The sequence below is a fragment of the Stecheria intestinalis genome (assembly GCF_009696165.1).
Lineage (GTDB): Bacteria > Bacillota_I > Bacilli_A > Erysipelotrichales > Erysipelotrichaceae > Bulleidia > Bulleidia intestinalis.
Map to the genome: position 1 here is coordinate 64,601 of NZ_VUMN01000003.1, position 17,782 is coordinate 82,382.

General features: G+C 51.6%; 21 protein-coding genes and 1 tRNA gene. 18 read left to right on the top strand and 4 right to left on the bottom strand.

Annotated features, from left to right (window positions below):
• Nucleotides 1–2 precede the first annotated feature (2 nt).
• Genes FYJ51_RS02420 through FYJ51_RS02445 form a run of 6 tightly spaced genes read left to right on the top strand, consistent with a single transcriptional unit; the run spans nucleotide 3 to nucleotide 3,799 of the window.
• On the top strand, nucleotides 3–1,502 hold the full coding sequence (locus FYJ51_RS02420; protein WP_154502801.1) for an RnfABCDGE type electron transport complex subunit D: 1,500 nt from the start codon (nucleotides 3–5) through the stop codon (nucleotides 1,500–1,502).
• A 14-nt stretch (nucleotides 1,503–1,516) separates the two neighbouring features.
• The gene (locus tag FYJ51_RS02425; RefSeq protein ID WP_105303058.1) at nucleotides 1,517–2,029 is read left to right on the top strand and encodes an FMN-binding protein; all 513 of its coding nucleotides are present in this window, start codon (nucleotides 1,517–1,519) and stop codon (nucleotides 2,027–2,029) included.
• 10 nt (nucleotides 2,030–2,039) lie between these two features.
• Nucleotides 2,040–2,750, top strand: a complete 711-nt coding sequence (rsxE, locus tag FYJ51_RS02430) for an electron transport complex subunit RsxE (protein WP_105303059.1) — start codon at nucleotides 2,040–2,042, stop codon at nucleotides 2,748–2,750.
• Between the two features lies 1 nt (nucleotide 2,751).
• Complete coding sequence (locus tag FYJ51_RS02435; protein WP_105303060.1) at nucleotides 2,752–3,324, top strand: electron transport complex protein RnfA; 573 nt, start codon at nucleotides 2,752–2,754, stop codon at nucleotides 3,322–3,324.
• 5 nt (nucleotides 3,325–3,329) lie between these two features.
• Nucleotides 3,330–3,515, top strand: coding sequence for a hypothetical protein (locus FYJ51_RS02440; RefSeq protein WP_154502804.1), 186 nt, complete (start codon nucleotides 3,330–3,332; stop codon nucleotides 3,513–3,515).
• Between the two features lie 2 nt (nucleotides 3,516–3,517).
• Nucleotides 3,518–3,799: an RnfABCDGE type electron transport complex subunit B gene (locus FYJ51_RS02445; RefSeq protein WP_105303062.1), complete on the top strand. Its 282-nt coding sequence runs from the start codon at nucleotides 3,518–3,520 to the stop codon at nucleotides 3,797–3,799.
• Between the two features lie 373 nt (nucleotides 3,800–4,172).
• Here the strand turns inward: FYJ51_RS02445 and FYJ51_RS02455 are convergent, their stop codons facing one another.
• Nucleotides 4,173–4,502, bottom strand: a complete 330-nt coding sequence (locus FYJ51_RS02455) for a nitroreductase family protein (RefSeq protein ID WP_154502807.1) — start codon at nucleotides 4,500–4,502, stop codon at nucleotides 4,173–4,175.
• A 194-nt stretch (nucleotides 4,503–4,696) separates the two neighbouring features.
• Between FYJ51_RS02455 and cpaB the strand changes: the two genes are divergently transcribed.
• From cpaB to FYJ51_RS02470, 3 genes are all read left to right on the top strand, one after another.
• Complete coding sequence (gene cpaB / locus FYJ51_RS02460) at nucleotides 4,697–5,461, top strand: Flp pilus assembly protein CpaB (RefSeq protein ID WP_154502810.1); 765 nt, start codon at nucleotides 4,697–4,699, stop codon at nucleotides 5,459–5,461.
• A 63-nt stretch (nucleotides 5,462–5,524) separates the two neighbouring features.
• On the top strand, nucleotides 5,525–6,610 hold the full coding sequence (gene serC, locus FYJ51_RS02465; protein ID WP_154502813.1) for a 3-phosphoserine/phosphohydroxythreonine transaminase: 1,086 nt from the start codon (nucleotides 5,525–5,527) through the stop codon (nucleotides 6,608–6,610).
• Nucleotides 6,611–6,691: 81 nt separating this feature from the next.
• Entirely contained in the window at nucleotides 6,692–7,858 is a 1,167-nt protein-coding gene (locus tag FYJ51_RS02470) for a phosphoglycerate dehydrogenase (RefSeq protein WP_154502816.1), read from the top strand.
• A gap of 97 nt (nucleotides 7,859–7,955) precedes the next feature.
• Here FYJ51_RS02470 and FYJ51_RS02475 read toward each other — a convergent pair.
• A tRNA-His gene (locus tag FYJ51_RS02475) sits at nucleotides 7,956–8,029 on the bottom strand.
• 116 nt (nucleotides 8,030–8,145) lie between these two features.
• Here FYJ51_RS02475 and FYJ51_RS02480 point away from each other — a divergent pair.
• From FYJ51_RS02480 to FYJ51_RS02490, 3 genes are read left to right on the top strand one after another with little or no spacing between them, the layout of a single operon-like run.
• A complete protein-coding gene (locus FYJ51_RS02480; RefSeq protein ID WP_154502819.1) occupies nucleotides 8,146–8,556 on the top strand; it encodes a hypothetical protein in 411 nt (136 codons plus the stop codon).
• Between the two features lies 1 nt (nucleotide 8,557).
• Nucleotides 8,558–9,148, top strand: a complete 591-nt coding sequence (locus FYJ51_RS02485; RefSeq protein WP_154502822.1) for a hypothetical protein — start codon at nucleotides 8,558–8,560, stop codon at nucleotides 9,146–9,148.
• Between the two features lie 5 nt (nucleotides 9,149–9,153).
• A complete protein-coding gene (locus FYJ51_RS02490) occupies nucleotides 9,154–9,642 on the top strand; it encodes a CinA family protein (RefSeq protein WP_205946129.1) in 489 nt (162 codons plus the stop codon).
• Nucleotides 9,643–9,675: 33 nt separating this feature from the next.
• On the opposite strand, the gene FYJ51_RS02495 is transcribed toward FYJ51_RS02490, so the two are convergent.
• Together FYJ51_RS02495 and FYJ51_RS02500 are read right to left on the bottom strand one after the other, a co-directional pair.
• Nucleotides 9,676–10,107 (bottom strand): TM2 domain-containing protein, encoded by a 432-nt coding sequence (locus FYJ51_RS02495; protein WP_154502828.1) that lies wholly within the window; start codon nucleotides 10,105–10,107, stop codon nucleotides 9,676–9,678.
• 2 nt (nucleotides 10,108–10,109) lie between these two features.
• Nucleotides 10,110–10,595 carry a hypothetical protein gene (locus FYJ51_RS02500; protein WP_154502831.1) on the bottom strand — a complete coding sequence of 162 codons (486 nt, stop codon included), beginning with the start codon at nucleotides 10,593–10,595 and terminating at the stop codon, nucleotides 10,110–10,112.
• A gap of 105 nt (nucleotides 10,596–10,700) precedes the next feature.
• Here FYJ51_RS02500 and FYJ51_RS02505 point away from each other — a divergent pair, with 105 nt between their 5' ends.
• The 6 genes from FYJ51_RS02505 to FYJ51_RS02530 all read left to right on the top strand — a co-directional run bounded on the left by FYJ51_RS02505 (nucleotide 10,701) and on the right by FYJ51_RS02530 (nucleotide 17,780).
• On the top strand, nucleotides 10,701–11,969 hold the full coding sequence (locus FYJ51_RS02505; protein WP_154502834.1) for a 2-hydroxyacyl-CoA dehydratase subunit D: 1,269 nt from the start codon (nucleotides 10,701–10,703) through the stop codon (nucleotides 11,967–11,969).
• Nucleotides 11,966–13,642 carry an acyl-CoA dehydratase activase gene (locus tag FYJ51_RS02510; protein WP_154502837.1) on the top strand — a complete coding sequence of 559 codons (1,677 nt, stop codon included), beginning with the start codon at nucleotides 11,966–11,968 and terminating at the stop codon, nucleotides 13,640–13,642. The genes FYJ51_RS02505 and FYJ51_RS02510 overlap by 4 nt, the downstream gene beginning before the upstream one ends.
• Nucleotides 13,626–14,006: a DUF4186 domain-containing protein gene (locus tag FYJ51_RS02515; protein WP_154502840.1), complete on the top strand. Its 381-nt coding sequence runs from the start codon at nucleotides 13,626–13,628 to the stop codon at nucleotides 14,004–14,006. The genes FYJ51_RS02510 and FYJ51_RS02515 overlap by 17 nt, the downstream gene beginning before the upstream one ends.
• A gap of 3 nt (nucleotides 14,007–14,009) precedes the next feature.
• The gene (gene gdhA, locus FYJ51_RS02520; protein WP_154502843.1) at nucleotides 14,010–15,356 is read left to right on the top strand and encodes an NADP-specific glutamate dehydrogenase; all 1,347 of its coding nucleotides are present in this window, start codon (nucleotides 14,010–14,012) and stop codon (nucleotides 15,354–15,356) included.
• A 182-nt stretch (nucleotides 15,357–15,538) separates the two neighbouring features.
• Entirely contained in the window at nucleotides 15,539–16,618 is a 1,080-nt protein-coding gene (locus FYJ51_RS02525) for an extracellular solute-binding protein (protein ID WP_154502846.1), read from the top strand.
• Between the two features lie 31 nt (nucleotides 16,619–16,649).
• The gene (locus FYJ51_RS02530; protein WP_105303124.1) at nucleotides 16,650–17,780 is read left to right on the top strand and encodes an ABC transporter ATP-binding protein; all 1,131 of its coding nucleotides are present in this window, start codon (nucleotides 16,650–16,652) and stop codon (nucleotides 17,778–17,780) included.
• Nucleotides 17,781–17,782: the final 2 nt, after the last annotated feature.

A 17,782-nucleotide genomic window follows, 5' to 3' on the forward strand; every position in this document is an offset into this window, starting at 1 on the left:
AGATGAAGTTCACGTTTAATCCATCCCCGAACTACCGTACTTCCCAGAGCACTTCCGGAATCATGAAGGATCTCACGGAATGCCTGCTCGCGGTTCTGGTATTTGCAGTCATCTATTACTGCGGTGCCTATGGTGCTTCCTATGGCCTGCGCATTGTCCTTCTGACTGCTTGTTCGGTGATTGCTGCACTCTGCACGGATGCAGTTTACTTCAAGGCAACGAAGCAGGATATCAGACAGGGCATCCTGACTTCCTATTCCTGGGTGACAGCGCTGATTCTGACGCTGATCTCCAGAGTGAGTGTTTCCTACTACGGAATGATCGTATGCACGGTGATTGCAGTATTCTTCGGCAAGCTTGTGTTCGGCGGCTTCGGTCAGAATATCTTCAACCCGGCTGCGTTCGGTGAAGCAGTCATCATGGCAAACTTCGCTGGCAGCTACAGTGAAGACTTCGTTACTTCCGCTACGCCGACGACGGTTGCCAAGGCATCCGGCTGGGTCGGAGAATTCGCTTCCCAGTACGGCGGTTTCGGAAATATGTTCCTCGGCCAGTATGCAAGCACGATCGGTTCTACGTCTGCACTGCTGATTCTGCTGTGCTGCGTGTTCCTGATCTGGCGCAAGGACATTGACTGGCAGGTTCCGGTGACCTACATCGTCACCGTATTCGTCGAGTCGCTGATTGTCGGCGCAATCACCGGCAGCGGTGCTCAGGCAGCTGTTTACAACGTGCTGGCTGGCGGCGTGATGTTCGGGGCTGTCTTCATGGCAACCGATCCTGTTACTTCTCCGGTATCGATGCCTGGCCGTGTCGTCTTCGCATTCGGTGCAGCAAGCCTGGCAATGATCATCCGCTGGAAGTCCAACTTCGCAGATGGCGTTCTGTTCGGCATCCTGCTCATGAATATGCTGACACCGGCAATTGATAAGCTGTTCGACGGCAACCAGATCAAGGATGCTGCAAAGTTCCGCAAGAATGTTCTGATCACCTGCGTATGCTTCTTCGCGGTAACGCTCGGTGTCGGTGCTTCTCTGAAGACTTCTGCAGAAGAGGAAGATTCTACAGCAGCAGCTCCGGCAGCAGCAACAGAAGCAGCTGCTTCTTCGGACAGTGCTTCTTCCGGAAGCTCCTCTGCTTCGGGCATTGCGCTGAATGGTGACTTTGCCGATAACGAAGCAAGCTGCGAACTGACTGGCGACAATGTCTATCATTGCACGGCTAAGGGTTTCGGCCTGATCAACAACATGGGCGGTTCCTATTCCGAGAATGAAGCTGACATTGAAGTTGATCCTTCGAATAACAGCATCGTTTCTATCACCGTCACGAACTTCGGCGATACGGCCGGAGTCGGCGATGCGGCTGTAAGTGACAGTGCTCTGGCACAGTATGCGGGCAAGACACTGGATGACAGTGTTGATTCCGTCAGCGGAGCAACGTTCACTTCCGATTCGATTGCAAGCATGGCGTCTGCTGCCCTGAAGATGGCAGCCGGCAACTGAGGAGGGTATCGAATATGAATAAGGATTCTGTTCAGTACAAAGTGATCCTTCTGGCCGTCATGAGTGCAATCTGCGGTCTTCTGCTCGGCGCGGTGAATTCCATTACTGCTCCGGTTATCGCTGAAGCAAATCTTGCGACAGTGAAGAGCAGCCTGGAACAGATTTATCCGGGTGCTGATTTTGCAGAGGTCACGGATTTCACAGATGATTCCGGCTATATCACTGCAGTCTATACTGCAGAAGGAAAGGGAACCGTATATTCCATTCATGGAGTCGGCTACAACTCTGATGGATTCGATTTCCTCTATGGCATCAACGATGATGGAACAACTTCCGGATTCGTTGTTCTGTCTGAAAATGAAACAGACGGTTTCGGCAAGCGCTGCTTCACGGATGAGAGCATTGCCAACTATACTGCGATTTCAGTCGGTGATGATATTCCGATGGTTTCCGGTGCAACTCTTACTTCCACTGCAATCCGCAATGGAATCACTGCTGCCTGGAACTTATGGAATGCATCAAAGTGAGGTGTGAGCAATGAGTGAGAAGAAGAACAAGAGAGGTTTCTGGTCTGAGCTGATCTACAACAATCCGGTCTTCGGACTGTTCCTCGGAATCTGCTCGACCCTGGCAATCTCGACGAATCTGAATAATGCGCTCGGCATGGGACTCTCCGTTATCGTGGTCCTCGTGCTGTCCAACATCATCGTTTCCCTGGTTGCGCCGATTACTCCGGATGATATTCATATCCCGGTTTACATCATCATCATCGCAACGCTTGTCACGATCGTATCCATGTTCTTGCAGGCGTATGCTTCTTCGCTGTATACCGCATTAGGAGCTTTCCTCGATCTGATCGTTGTCAACTGCATCATCCTCGGCAGAGCTGAGGCATATGCATGCAAGCACAGTGTCGCAGAGTCCGCAAGAGATGGACTGATGATGGGTCTTGCCTACACGTTCAGCCTGTTAGCAATGTCCATTATCCGTCAGCTGCTCGGCACCGGCATGCTGTCACTGTCCAATCCGATGACCAATGAAGTGCTGTTCTCGATCCGTCTGATTCCGGAGGGATATGAGATAGGTGTCTTCCAGACCCAGACTGGTGCATTCATGACCTTCGCGGTCCTGGCTGCTCTGGTTGCTGCATACAAGAACAAGAATGATGCTAAGGAAGCTGCTGCTGAAAAGGCTGCACTGGCAGCGAAGAAAGCTGCGGCTGCTCCGGTAAAGGAGGCTGCGAAGTAATATGAATCTGTTCACACTGTTCCTGAGTGCACTGCTGGTAAACAATATCGTTCTTTCCAAGTTCATCGGTATGTGCCCGTTCATGGGTGTTTCCACGAAGCTCAGCTCCGCAATCGGAATGGGCATCGCTGTCATCTTCGTCATCTTCGGTGCTTCTGTTCTGTCCTGGGTTCTGTACTACTTCGTACTGCAGCCGATGGGACTGGAGTACATGAAGCTGATCAGCTTCATCCTGCTGATTGCTGCATTCGTTCAGTTCGTTGAGATGTACATCAAGAAGAATTCTCCTTCCCTGTACAAGTCTCTCGGCATCTATCTGCCGCTGATCACGACGAACTGCTGCGTTCTCTATGTCGCTCTGGACAACATCACGCAGAAGTACACGCTGATTGAGACCATGGTGAATTCCATCGCGGTTCCGGCTGGCTTCATGCTGGTCATGGTCATCTTCGCAACGATCCGTGAACGGCTTTCCGGCAACGATGTACCGAAGCCATTCCAGGGCAATCCGATTGCCTTTGTTACGGCTGCCATCATGGCAATTGCATTCTCTGCATTTGCAGGACTGGCATAAGCGCTATGAACACACTGATCGCAATTCTGATCATGGGGGCGCTGATCGGACTGAATGTTGTTCTGATGAAGAAGAATAAAGCCACCCCGGTTCCTGAGGGATGTGAGAATCTGAAGCCTGACTGCAAGGGATGCGGTATTGCAAACTGTGAGATACGCAGTGAAATCGAAGCGAAAGAAGGAGAAAAGTAACCATGTTCAGTGCATTATTGCTCATGCTGGTTCTCGGCGCAGTCTGCGGTCTGATTCTCGGCATTGCATCTACCAAGTTCAGAGTCGAAGTTGACCACCGTGTGGAAGACATCCGCGCGATGCTGCCGGGCTATAACTGCGGCGGCTGCGGATTTGCCGGATGTGACGGCATGGCTGCAGCACTTGCAGACGGCGATGCAGACATTGATCGCTGCAAGCCTAGCAAGCCTGATAAGAAGGATGCCATCCGGGCATACCTCAAGGATCACCCGAAAGCTGCATAAAAAACGAAGAGAGAATCTCAGATCCGAGATTCTCTTTTTTTTAGCAATCTGGTGCAAACTCTGTTCTTTCACGAAGGCATAGAAGTTATTTTCTTCTTCCTGATCCTGTTCTGATATGGCTCCGACCGGCATCGCGTAGAAGATCGTTTCTTCTTCAATGCCATAGGAGAAGGCCTGATCCGCAACCGTTCCATCCACTGCTGCAATCGCACAGCCGCCGAGGCCGACCGAAGTGCAGGCCAGATAGGGATTCTCGAAGACATGGCCGCTGTCCATTAGCATCGGTACGTGGGCATATGGCCCATAGCGTCACTCTGCTTTCTCGGCCCGTACCTGCTTGGAAAGACTGTCTCCGATGAGCTGTTTCAGATTTTCAGGACTGCTTAAAAATGCAATCTGGTGCGTCATTGGCAGATAGTGCCAGAGGCCTGGCTTCAGCCTCCTTTACGTTCTGAATGGCCAGATAGCATTCAAACGCATGTCTGGCACCTCCGGAAGGAACCGTACGCAGGGTTGCATAGCGCTTTCCGCACAATCCTTTCACGCCCTGGCAGCACCAGAGAAGATAGGAGAGTTCCAGCAGGCTGAGGCCTTCGGAGGTGAATATGCGGTGGCTGGAACGAGTATTGATGACCTTCAGGAAGTCATTCGTGATGCTCAGATCTTCATAGTTCACGGGGAGGGATACTGCTTCCTTGCTCATGGGGGCTTCTTCAGGTCCTGATCGCTGACGAAGTCTTCAAGTTCATCGATGAAACTGCGGGCGAAATTTCTTCCTGCTTCGATGCGTTTTATGATCTCTTCTTCGCTCATACCTGATTCCTTCTTTTCCGTATTTTCTCACTGTTTCTGGGGAGGAGATATGCAAACCGGATAAATAGGAGGGAAGGGACAGGTATGAATAAAGAAATTACTCTGAAGATTCTTGGAATTGCAGTATCGGGGTTTGTGCTCGTGATCCTGTTTTTCGCGGCAGTAGAACTTCGATCAGAGCAGATGCTGAAGCTGACGAAGACATATATTGCCGCAAGAGATATTCCGCCGCGGACCAGGATCAGTGAGGAAGATCTGATTGAAGCAGAGATTGCGGGAGACTATCTGCTGGATCAGGCTGTATGCGATAAAGATCAGATCATCGGCAAGTATACCGAGATCCAGGGAATGATTCCCGCAGGCTCGGTATTCTACCGGAGTATGCTCAAAGATCTGAAAGATCTCCCGGACTATCCGACTGCGCAGCTGAGGAAAGGGCAGTCAGCGTATTCTCTGGAAACGGATCTGGCCAGACTTGGCGGAACGGTTGTGCCTGGGCAGCGGGTGGATCTCTTTGCGACGATCTTGAACCGGGACAGCAGTACGATAACCGGATGTCTGTTTCAGAATGTCAGGGTCATTGCCATCAAGGATCATAATGGCTTTGATCTCGATGATCCATCTGGAACTGGTACGCCGTATCTGGCAATTCTGGCGGTGCGCTCAGAAGACATGGAAGTGCTATCTGCCTGCGATGAGGCCGGAGAGATCAGATTGTTCTCTTCCAGCCGCAGTTATGATTCTGCTTCTGAGGCTTCACTTGTGACAGATTCTCCGATCTATACTTATCTCCGTACGCAGAATGGCTTGAACAGAGATGTTTTCAGCACTCCGGAAGCAGATACGTGATGGGAAAGCGGCACGGAAGCAGAAAAGGCAAGTATAATGGTAGNAAAGTTCAGGGAGGAATATATGCCGGAAGAACGAGTATTCAATTTCGCGGCCGGGCCTTCGCAGCTGCCGCTGGAAGTGCTGCAGAAAGCAGGCAGCGAGATCACGGACTATCATGGCATCGGAATGTCTGTGATGGAGATGAGCCATCGATCGAAGATGTTCCAGGAAATCTTCCTGGATACGAAGAACCGGTTCCGCAGGCTGATGCATGTGCCGGAGAATTATGAGATTCTCTTCTTGCAGGGCGGTGGATCTTCGGAGTTCTCCATGGTTCCGCTGAACCTGATGGCAAGAACCGGGAAGGCAGACTATGCCATCACCGGACATTTCTCCGAGGTTGCCGCAAAGGAAGCAGAGAAGTACGGGAGCGTCTCCATTGTCTGCTCGACGGCCGATACCGGGCATAACCGGATTCCTGCTCAGGAGGAGCTGCACCTGGATCCGGAAGCTTCATATTTCCATTACTGTGCAAATAATACGATCTATGGAACAGAGTGGCAGTATGTGCCGGATACTGGCAGCGTTCCGCTAGTTTCGGATATGTCTTCCGAGATCACGAGCAGAAGAGTAGATATCTCGAAGTATGGAATCATCTATGCGGGTGCGCAGAAGAATGTCGGCCCGGCCGGGGTGACGATTGTGATCATACGCAGAGACCTGGCTGGCAATGCGCTGCCAATCACGCCGCTGATGATGAATTATCAGACGCTGATTGCGAAAGACAGCATGTACAACACGCCGCCATGCTGGTGCATCTATATGGTCGGTCTCGTGCTGGAATGGCTGGAAAGCCAGGGCGGTGTGGAGGCCATGGAACAGAAGAAGCACCAGAAAGCAGAACTTCTGTACAAGGTGCTGGATGATTCTCATCTGTTCCATTGCCATGCATTGCCGGGATCACGTTCAGATATGAACGTGACATTCCGTACCGGAAATGACGATCTCGACAGCAAGTTCGTTGCCGAAGCTGCAGAACATGGGCTGGTAAATCTGAAGGGACATCGCCTCGTGAAAGGCATGCGGGCTTCGATCTACAACGCAATGCCGATGGAAGGCGTCGAAAGACTGGCAGAGTTCATTCAGAAGTTCGATGCCGAGAATTAGCGGCTTGAATCCTCAGGATTCATGGCCGCATTGCATAGAAGATGGTGGGATCAGAGTATCCCTGCCGGAAAGGAAGAAAAGATGTACCGTATCAGAACACTCAACAACATTTCACCTTCGTGCCGCGAGATTCTGTCCGCTCCTGATTATGAGCTCAGTGACAGCGAAAAGAATCCGGATGCGCTGTTTGTCAGGGCAAGCGACTTGCATGGGTATCCCTTCAATCCGGAGCTCAAGTGCATTGGCAGAGCCGGAATCGGCGTGAATACGATCCCGCTGGAAGAATGCACTTCGAAAGGAATCGTCGTCTTCAATACGCCGGGCGGAAATGCGAATGGCGTCAAGGAACTGTTTGTCTTTGCATTAGGCATGGCGAGCCGCGATATCTTCGATGGCATGAAGTGGGTCTATTCCTATGATGGAAGCGAAGGACCGATTGAAACCAGAATGGAGAAGATCAAGAAGCAGTTTGCAGGTCCGGAATATGCCGGGAAGGTTCTTGGTGTCATCGGAACGGGCAATGTCGGAAGCCTGGTTGCGAATATCGCCCTGGATCTGAACATGGAAGTGCTGGCATATGATCCGTATCTTTCCGTAGATGCCGCATGGAAGGTAAGCCGCCATGTGCAGCGGATATCGAGCCTTGATGAACTGCTGAAGCAGTGCGATTATCTGACTCTGCATGTGCCGCTGAATGAAGAGACAAGAGGACTGATCAATGATAAGACGATCTCGGTGATGAAGAACGGGGTTCGCATCATCAATTATGCCCGCGGCGAAGTGGTGGACGAAGATGCGATCATCCGGGCGCTGGAGTCCGGCAAGGTTGCAAGATATGTGGCTGATTTCCCGACGGAACGTCTGGTCCATACGAAGAATGTGATTCTGACGCCGCATCTTGGCGGAACGACCATCGAAGCAGAAAGCAACTGCGCGAAGATGGCAGCCAAGGAAATGGATGACTATCTGCGCAATGGCAATATCCGCAATTCCGTGAATATGCCGAATGTATATCTGGAACGCAACGGAGAATCCAGGGTCTGCGTCATTCATAAGAATGTTCCGGGAATGCTGACAAAGATCATGACGGTATTCTCCAGAGATCAGATCAATATTGAGAACATGTCCAACAAGTCCCGCGGTGAGATTGCGTATTCCGTATTTGATGTGAATGCAAAGATCAGCAAGGAAATCCTTCATGAGATCACGGAAATCGATAACGTGATCCGGGTCAGAGGACTGAACTGAATCATGATCCTGAAGAGCTCCGCTCGGAGAAATCCGGGCGGTTTTCTCATTCAGTGCAAAAGAAAAGCTGCGCTTTCACACAGCTCTTAATCAAAGGGGCGGTTAATGGGACTCGAACCCATGAGTGCTGGAGCCACAATCCAGTGTGTTAACCAACTTCACCATAACCGCCAGGTGCGAGTAATATTTTAACCTAATCTGCCAATACACGCAAGGCCCATTTTTTTCGGGAGCTTGCCGGAAGCTTGCCGGTTGCAGAACCTTGAAGAACTATTAAACTGGAAGCTATGACAGATAAAGAAGAACGGCTGAATCAGGCAGCTGAACAGATCCGTCTGCTGGAGCAGTATTCTGCGAAGATCAGAAACGAAAACGTGCAGACAAGTCTGCGAAGTCTCATCAGCGTGCTTGGTTCTCTGAAAGAAACCCAGTACCTGTTTGACAGCGGGGAGAAAGAACTGAAGAAGCTTTATGCCAGATATCTGCCGTATCTGGATCAGATTCTTGCTCAGTATCTGGAAATCTCTGAGAGCGGAAACTATGAAGCAGTTCTGAAATCGGAGCGTGAGCTTCAGAGGACGCTGAGCAGTCTTACAGATGCGGTCAGGAAGATCAATCTGATTCTTCCGCAGGACGAAGCGGCAGACGCTGCTGCTTCTATGGCGGCAGAGAAGATGAAGCATGCAATGGAGAGCTGACATGAAACTGGATGAATATCCGAACCTGAAAGATCGGATCGGGGAACTGGATGAAGGTGCTGCTTCATGGCAATCTTCGAGCACGCTCAGAAATGTGACTGCCGCAGCAATTGTGATCGTAGTGGTTCTGTTTCTGAGAGAGCAGCTGATTCCGGCAATTGCGGTGACTGCAGTTCTTCTGCTGATATTGATTCCGTATTTTCTGGAATTCCGGAGAGCAGAAGAATCATGGGACAGGATTTCTGCTTCAGATCGTTCCCAGCTGGAACAGGATGCCGCAAATGGAGAAGTGTTCGGCAATGCGCTGCTCTTGAATCGGTATGTCCTGGTTCAGGAGCAGGCAGGCTTATTCCTGATCCGGATGAAGCAACTGAGTTCTGTTTCCATCCGGATTGCAAAGCCTTCGGAAACGCATGGAATCTCCGGCCAGAATGGCGGAGATACATTTCTCGTTTCGTTCCGGGATCGGGATGGTCATGAGTACCGGGTTCTGTATCCTTCCCGCTTTGGTGTTTCTGAAGCAGATGTGCTTGCCATGCTGAAAAGCAGGATGGAGACGGAGAATCCGGATATTACTTATCAGAGAGGGTAATGCAGATGGAAAAAGATCTGGTTGCGGAACAGATTAAGGAAGAACTGCTGAAGAGAAAGTGGTCGGTGTGCACGTGTGAGTCCATGACAGCCGGGATGGTTGCTTCAGCACTCGGAGACATTCCGGGAATTTCGGAGGTGCTGGCAGGGGGATTAGTCACGTATATGACGAAAGAGAAACATATCCTTGCCGGAGTTCCGGAAGAGATTCTGAATACGGTCGGTGCCGTCTCGGAAGAATGTGCTGCCGTGATGGCTTCCGGAGCAGCAGAGCGCATGGGATGCGAGGCGTGTGTGTCGGTCACCGGAAATGCCGGCCCGACCGGGATGGAGAATAAAGAAGACGGACTGGTCTATATCGGAACCTATGTATCCGGAAAGACCGCTGTCAGAGAATATCATTTCTCCGGAAGCCGGCAGGAGACCAGAGAAGCAGCGTGTCTGCAGGCATTGAAGGATCTGCTGAATGACATCAGAAACGAGAAGAGACCGTGACGGGTCTCTTTTTCTCATCAGACTCAGTTTTTCTCATCCGCGCCAGGTATCGGTGATGACGTGATGCTTGCGCATGAACTCTTCATCGCTGGAACACAGGGCAACGATGCCCTGGATCAGGCCGATCAGCGCAGGAATGCCAGTCCAGCAGAAGCAGATGCTGACGATTCCTTTTGTGGTTTCACCCATATAGAAGTACTGAATGCCGATATCGCCGAGCAGAATCGCAAGGATTCCGTAGGCGATTTTTGATTTGACCGGCCATCTGCTGTCCGGTATGAACGAATTGTCCGTGAAGTAATCCCTGCTGTCAGTGTTCTGATAGAACGGTTCGGGCTGAGGCTGTTCCTGATACTGGTACTGTTTCTTGTTCGGCTCCCAGTCATCCAGCTTTGCCCCGCAGTTCGGACAGAAATGTGCACCGGAGCGAATTTCAGCTCCGCAGTTCGGACAATACCATGCCATTGTTACTCCTCCTCATAATTCATCATTGCAGAAAGAACTTTCTGGACCTGACGGGCTTCATCTTCTCTCAGCCATGTCAAGGTGCCGTTTTCCTGAAGCTTGGCGACAATCGCCAGGCCTCTGGCTTCCGGATCATGTGAGCGCAGCAGCACGATGAAATTGTCTTCCATCGTTCCGGGAAGCGCTCTGCGGTTGTATAAGATCCGATATGGATTGCCTAGCATGTCTGCGGGTGCGGTAACGAGGTGCCTTGCTTCGGAATACGGTTCCCGGTGAGCGGAACGGATGACTTTATTGGTCTCATAGAACATCGTGTCCATTGCGTAGGCTGAAGTGCGCAGGGCATCGATCTTGTGCGTGCGGGTATCGGTATAATAAGTCCTGAGAACCAGTGTTCCGCGGAAGAAATAAGGCTGGTCATGGCCGTATAACGCGATGGTGCACACATTCTGCCGCAGGTGTTCGAAACCAGGTGTCTGCTTTTCCATTGCCGTGATCCTCCTCTTATTTTTATGATAAACTCTTTCGGTTTATTTGAGTAGACAATCATTTTGGTGCTGTGCGGGAGCAATATACGGTAAAATTTAACTGTTATGAGTAAAATCATTGATCAGTTCGGCGTTCACGTCGGGAAGAATGCAGAAGCACATCCGGAACGGATCCGGAAAGAGATCCTTGCGGCCTATAAGCTGTTCGGTTGGTATCAGCATCATTTCCCGGATCAGCGTAAGCCGAAATCCCGCCAGTATCTGGCTGATGCATGCATGAAGTTCATGGTTGACGGTTTCTCACATCCGGAACACGCAGCGATGGTCAGCATCTTCATGCCATGCGAGCTGCTGCATGCGTTCGGTATTTCGCCGATCTGCGCGGAGATGTTTTCCACGTATCTCAATGGGGCAGGTGCCGAGAAGGCATTTGCAGAGGCGGCAGAGAAAGCTGGCATTGCGGATACGTACTGCAGCTATCATAAAGTCGTGATGGGAGCAGCCCTGACTGGAGTGCTTCCTTCGACTCGCTATATCATCAATACTTCGCTTGCCTGCGATGCGAATAATCTGACCTTCCGGGCATTGTCGGAAAAGATGGGCACACCCCAGTTTTATGTGGAGGTTCCATACCGCAAGGAAGAATATTCCGTGGAGTATGTCATGCAGGAACTGAAGGAACTGGCCGCTGCCCTGGAAGAGCGGGAAGGAAAACGTCTTGATCCTGGCTTATTGAAGATGTATACCGATCGCAGTGCAGAAACGATCCGGAATATTCAGAAGACGATTCCGCTGCGGAAGACGAGATATCTGCCAGGCGATCTGACATCGGAATTATATGAAGCGCTGATGATGCATAATGCGCTGGGGAGCGAGGAAGCGCTGGAGTATTCCCGGCTTCTGAAAAAAGATTTTGAGCATGTGTCTCTGGATGAGGGAAAGCGGATTCTCTGGATGCATACGAATCCGTTCTGGCAGAAGAGTGCCCAGGAACTGCTGAATTACCGGCCTGACCAGCACGTTGCGGCAACCGAGCTGAGCTATGATGTCTGGCAGAATTATCATACAGATGATCCGTTCCGCTTCATGGCAGAACGTCTGGTCTATGATCCGTATAACGGTCCGATATCTGACCGGATCCGGGCGGCGGAGAAAATGGCTCAGAAGGTTTCTGCAGATGGCGTCGTGCTGTTCTGCCACTGGGGCTGCAAGGAGACGTGCGGTGCTTCTCCGTATATCAAGCAGCAGATGGAGGCGGCGGGATTTCCGACGCTGATTCTGAATGGGGACGGAGTGGATCGCTCCAATACCTCAGACGGGCAGATTTCCACCCGGTTAGGAGCGTTCATGGAAATGCTGGGAGGGATGAAATGATCTATACCTCATGCCGATATGTGCCAGAGGAACTGATGGCGGGGTTCCAGGAAACCTGCCAGCGGCTCGATCCTTCTCCGGAAGGGTTTGAGTGTGCGGATTCATGTTCTCATCCGAATATGTGCAGCTATGCCAAGGCGGTAATTGAAGAAATCAGAAGACTGTCTGCTGAGTGCGTGATTCTGACTGACTGCTGTGATGCGACAAGAAGAGTCTATGATGTGCTGAAAGCATCAGGCACCGTCAGATTCCTGTATCTGCTGCCGCTTCCGCATAAGAACGGCGAAGCAGAACTGAAGCTGTTCGAGCAGGAACTGATCCGCCTGAAGGATGCTTATCAGGAGTATTCCGGGAAACCGTTTCAGGTTTCAGAAGCGGTGAACGCATATCAGAAGCAGCAGAAGAATCCCCGGAAGGAGCCTTCCGGTTCCTTTCTGCGGCTGATCGGCGCTCATGGGGGAAGAGTTCTGAAAGAAGAGATCGGTGAAGTGTTTCCGGATATTGAACTGATCGATGATACGTGTACCGGAAATCGCTATCTCAGAAGAGAAGCGGAAAGCGAAGCTTCCTTCTTTCACTGGTATGCTTATGCGCTCCTGAATCAGGATCAGGCATGCATGCGGATGTGCTACCGGGGCGGAAAGAATCCGGAGTATCAGAAACGTCCGGCAGGAGAAATCTTCCATACGATCAAGTTCTGCGATTATTACAGCTTTGAATACATGGAAGAAAAGAAGAATCCGGATCTTCCGATTCTGAAGATCGAGACGGATACGACAAGGCAGAACAGCGGACAGCTGAAGACGCGGCTGGAGGCGTTCCGGGAGGAGCTTGGAATGAGTCAGATCAGTTCGATCCGGGTCAGTGATCCTGATCGGGTATATGTTGCAGGAATCGACAGCGGCAGCGCAAGCACAGATGCGGTAGTCATGGACCGGAATCATAGAATTCTAGGACGAGCGATTCTGCCGACCGGAGCAGGTGCGGCCAGCGGCGCGGAGAAAGCGCTGGAACAGGCATTGCGTGAAGCAGGCATCCGGAAAGAAGAACTGAGTGCGATCGTGACGACAGGATACGGCCGGGAGACGATCGGTGTCGGTTCGGCTTCCGTGACTGAGATCACGTGTCATGCAAGAGGGGCGCACTTCCTGAATCCGGATGCCCGCACGGTCATTGATATCGGCGGCCAGGACAGCAAGGTGATCCGCATTGATGAGAACGGGTCAGTGAAGAATTTCGTGATGAATGACAAGTGTGCAGCCGGAACCGGAAGGTTCCTGGAGATGCAGGCAAGAGCACTCGGGTTATCGCTTGCCGAGATGTCTGAGCTTGGCCTTTCGTGGAAGAATGAAGTGACGATCTCCAGCATGTGCACGGTATTTGCGGAATCCGAAGTGGTCAGCCTGGTAGCGCAGAATGTTTCGGCCGCAGATATCATCCATGGCTTGAATCGCTCGGTCGCTTCCAGAACTGCGCTGCTTGGCGGCAGGATCGGCATGGAGCCGGCGTTTATCATGACGGGCGGAGTGGCGCAGAATGCCGGGGTGGTCGCGTGCCTGGAAGAGAAACTCGGAGAGAAGATCTTCGTCTCTCBGGATTCACAGCTCTGCGGCTCGATCGGAGCGGCGCTGATTGCGCTGGAACAGGTCGGCGTGCATGCAGACAATCGATGAGGCTCTGGAAAAACTGAGCAGGTCTTCGTTCCGGGCGTCGTTTCATCTGAATGCAGAAGAAAAGGAATATGTCCGCAAGAAGGGAATGGATACCATCCGGAGCCACTGCAGGGATTTTGTGCGGGAACGGCTGGCACCGGCATACCCGCTTCATGATGGCCGGCAGACGCCGACGCATGGACATCCGGTCTTCCCGGCTCAGCATGCATGTGCGTGCTGCTGCCGCGGCTGTTTGCAGAAGTGGTACCGGGTTCCGAAAGGCGTGCCGCTGAGCGAGGTGCAGCAGGAGAAAATCGTGAATCTCCTGATGGCGTGGATCGAGAGGGAAATGAAAGAAGAACCAATTCAGAAGAGGGAGGATTAGTACATGTCGTATTCTGAAGAAGTATATGCTTCACTTGCCGCAAAACATGCGGGCGAACCGGAGTTCCTGGAGGCAGCCAAGCGCGTGCTGAAATCGATTGCACCAGCCGTGGATGCCAATGAGGAACTGTACCGGAAGAACGGATTGCTGGAGCGGCTGACCGAACCGGAGCGGATCATCACATTCCGGGTTCCGTGGCAGGATGATTCCGGCAAGATTCATGTGAATCTGGGCTACCGGGTGCAGTTCAATTCTGCGATCGGTCCGTACAAGGGAGGACTGCGGTTCCATCCGTCCGTGAATCAGTCGATTCTGAAGTTCCTCGGCTTTGAGCAGGTGTTCAAGAACAGCCTGACCGGACTGCCGATCGGCGGCGGAAAGGGTGGTTCTGATTTTGATCCGAAAGGAAAATCAGATGCCGAAGTCATGCGTTTCTGCCAGAGTTTCATGACCGAGCTGTATAAGTATATCGGCCCGGACCAGGATGTTCCGGCAGGCGATATTGGCGTAGGCGGACGCGAAATCGGCTATCTGTATGGTCAGTACAAGCGGATCACCGGCCAGTATCAGGGGGTTCTGACGGGCAAGGGTCTTTCCTTCGGAGGTTCTCTGGCAAGACCGGAAGCTACTGGCTATGGCTTGGTGTATATCACCGAGGAAATGGTAAGAGGTGCCGGAAAGGAACTGGCTGGAAAGACGGTTGTCATCTCGGGTTCCGGCAATGTCGCGCAGTATGCATGCAGGAAGGCACAGGAGCTTGGAGCAAAAGTTGTCACGATGTCTGATTCGAATGGATATATCTATGATCCGGATGGAATTCAGCTGGATGTCGTTCTGGAGATCAAGCAGGGTCATCGCGGCAGAATCAGGGAATATCTGGAAAAGGTACCGACAGCTCAGTATTTTGAGGGTCAGAAGCCATGGGGCGTGAAGTGCGATATCGCATTGCCGTGCGCAACTCAGAACGAGATCAGCGGCAAGGATGCGAAGACTCTGATTGAACATGGATGCTGGTGTGTCGCGGAAGGCGCAAATATGCCGTCTGATGCGGATGCGGTAGATGCGTATGAGGCAGCACGGGTTTCCAGCGGATTCCTGTATATGCCGGGCAAGGCTGCCAATGCCGGCGGGGTTGCGGTATCTGCACTGGAGATGTCGCAGAACTCCGAGCGTCTTTCCTGGACGTTTGAAGAAGTCGATGGCAAGCTGAAGGAGATCATGAGAGGCATCTACCTGAAGAGTTCTGAGGCTGCAGAACGCTATGGATGTCCGGGCGATTTCGTAGTCGGTGCGAATATCGCCGGCTTCGAGAAGGTTGCGGAAGCGATGATCGCCCAGGGACTTGTCTGAGACAGAAAGAACATATCTGAAGGCTTCTGCTTCGGCAGGAGTCTTTTTCTGACGGATTGTAAAGAAATGGCCGATGAAAATATATCTTTACCTGAAATTCACAAAATGTTTGAATCTTGCAGGGTACCGTGTGATAATGAAACCAGAAAGCGTTTGCATTCAAAAATAGGGAGGAAAAGATAATGAAACGCGTTTTGAGTGTCGCTCTTGGCTTCATGATGGCTGTAAGCCTGGCAGGATGCGGAGGTTCGTCTTCCGATACTGCTTCTGCAGGCAGCTCTGCTGCAGCAGATTCCGGAGATAATACCCTTGTCGTCTATTCGCCGAATACGGATTCTCTGATCAATGCAACGATCCCTGCGTTTGAACAGGCGACCGGAATCAAGGTGGAAGTGATTTCTGCTGGTACCGGTGACCTGCAGACCCGTATCGATTCGGAAAAGGAGAATCCGCAGGGTGATGTCATGTTCGGCGGAATGAATCCTTCGCAGCTGGAGAAGTATCCGGATAACTTTGAAGAATATACGTCTCCGAATGATACGCTGCTTCCGAAGGAATATCAGAATTATAAAGGTATCATTTCCCATTACTGTCTCGATGGTTCGGCAGCTCTCTTAGTCAATACGGATGTCTTTGCAGAGCTCGGCCTGAATCCGGATGACTTCACTTCGTATGAAGATCTGCTGTGGCCGGAACTGAAGGGACATATCGCGATGGGAGATCCGGCTAACTCCTCCAGTGCATGGGCAGAGCTCACGAATATGCTGCTGGTTATGGGAACTCCTGGCGAATATGATGAGGACGCATGGACGTTCGTCGAAGAATTTGCGAAGAACCTGGATGGCATCATGCTTGATTCTTCTTCCAAGATCTACAAGGGAGTTGCAGATGGTGAGTATGCTGCCGGTGTCTCTTATGAAGATCCGTGCGTTGGTCTGCTGGTAGATGGTGCTACGAACCTGAAGCTGGTCTATCCGTCTGAGGGTGCTGTATGGCTGCCGGCAGGGGTTGCAATCATCAAGGGTGCTCCGCACGAAGAGAATGCGAAGAAGTTCATCGACTTCCTGCTGAGTGATGAAGGACAGCAGGCAATTGCGACAACGACTGCTCGTCCGGCAAATACGAGCATTCAGAATACGACTGATCTGATGACGCCGTTCTCTGAGATCAACGTTGCGTATGAAGACATTGACTACTGCGCAGAGCACAAGGCTGAGTGGCAGCAGCGCTGGACGGATATCTTCACGAGCAGTGTAGAGTAAGCTTTATCATTTCTTTTCAGGAGAGTCGAATATGAGTGTGAATATCAGGATCAAGGATGCCGTGAAGAAATACGGCGATCATACCATCATTTCCGACTTATCACTGGATATCAGGGAGGGTGAATTCTTCACCCTCCTTGGTCCTTCCGGATGTGGTAAGACGACGCTGCTTCGGATGATTGCCGGCTTCAATTCCATTGAAGGAGGAGACTTCTATTTCAATGATGTCCGGATCAATGACATGGATCCGGCAAAGCGGAACATCGGCATGGTGTTCCAGAACTATGCGGTGTTTCCGAATATGACCGTCGAGAAGAATGTTGCCTTCGGCCTGAAGCAGAGAAAGCTCCCGAAAGAAGAGATTCAGGAGAAGACGGATAAATTCCTGAAGCTGATGCAGATTGATCAGTACCGTGACCGGATGCCAGAGCGTCTTTCCGGCGGCCAGCAGCAGCGTGTTGCCCTGGCCAGAGCACTGGCCATCACGCCGGATGTGCTGCTGATGGATGAGCCGCTTTCCAACCTCGATGCGAAGCTGCGTGTCGAGATGCGTTCGGTCATCAAGGAAATTCAGCACAGTGTCGGCATCACGACGGTATATGTCACTCACGACCAGGAAGAAGCGATGGCGGTCAGCGACCGGATCGCGGTCATGAATCATGGCGACATTCAGCAGGTAGGAACGCCGAAGAACCTGTATCAGCGTCCGGCCAACCAGTTTGTCGCAAACTTCATCGGCCGCACGAATATGATGAAGGCGCATCTGGCTGTCAGGGATGGAGTTCCGTATCTGCAGCTGAAGGCAGGATTTGAAGTGCCGATGAACACGATCCGCCCGGAGGAAATTTATGACCGGGATGTGATTGCTTCGATCCGTCCGGAAGAAATGGTTGTGGATCCTTCCGATGGTGGAAAAGGTGTCGAAGCAGTTGTGGATGATGCGGTATTCCTCGGTCTTGATACGACGTATTTCGTGCATTTCATGGATGGAGAGAAGGCTGTCATCATTCAGGAATCGAGCATTGATTCCATGATTGAGAAGGGCACGGATGTGCATCTGCTTCTGAAGACTGAAAAACTGAATCTGTTCAATGAGGATGGAAGCAGGAGTCTGATGACCGGCGTCGTCAATGACCTGGATCTTCTGAAGAAAGGTGCGTGAGC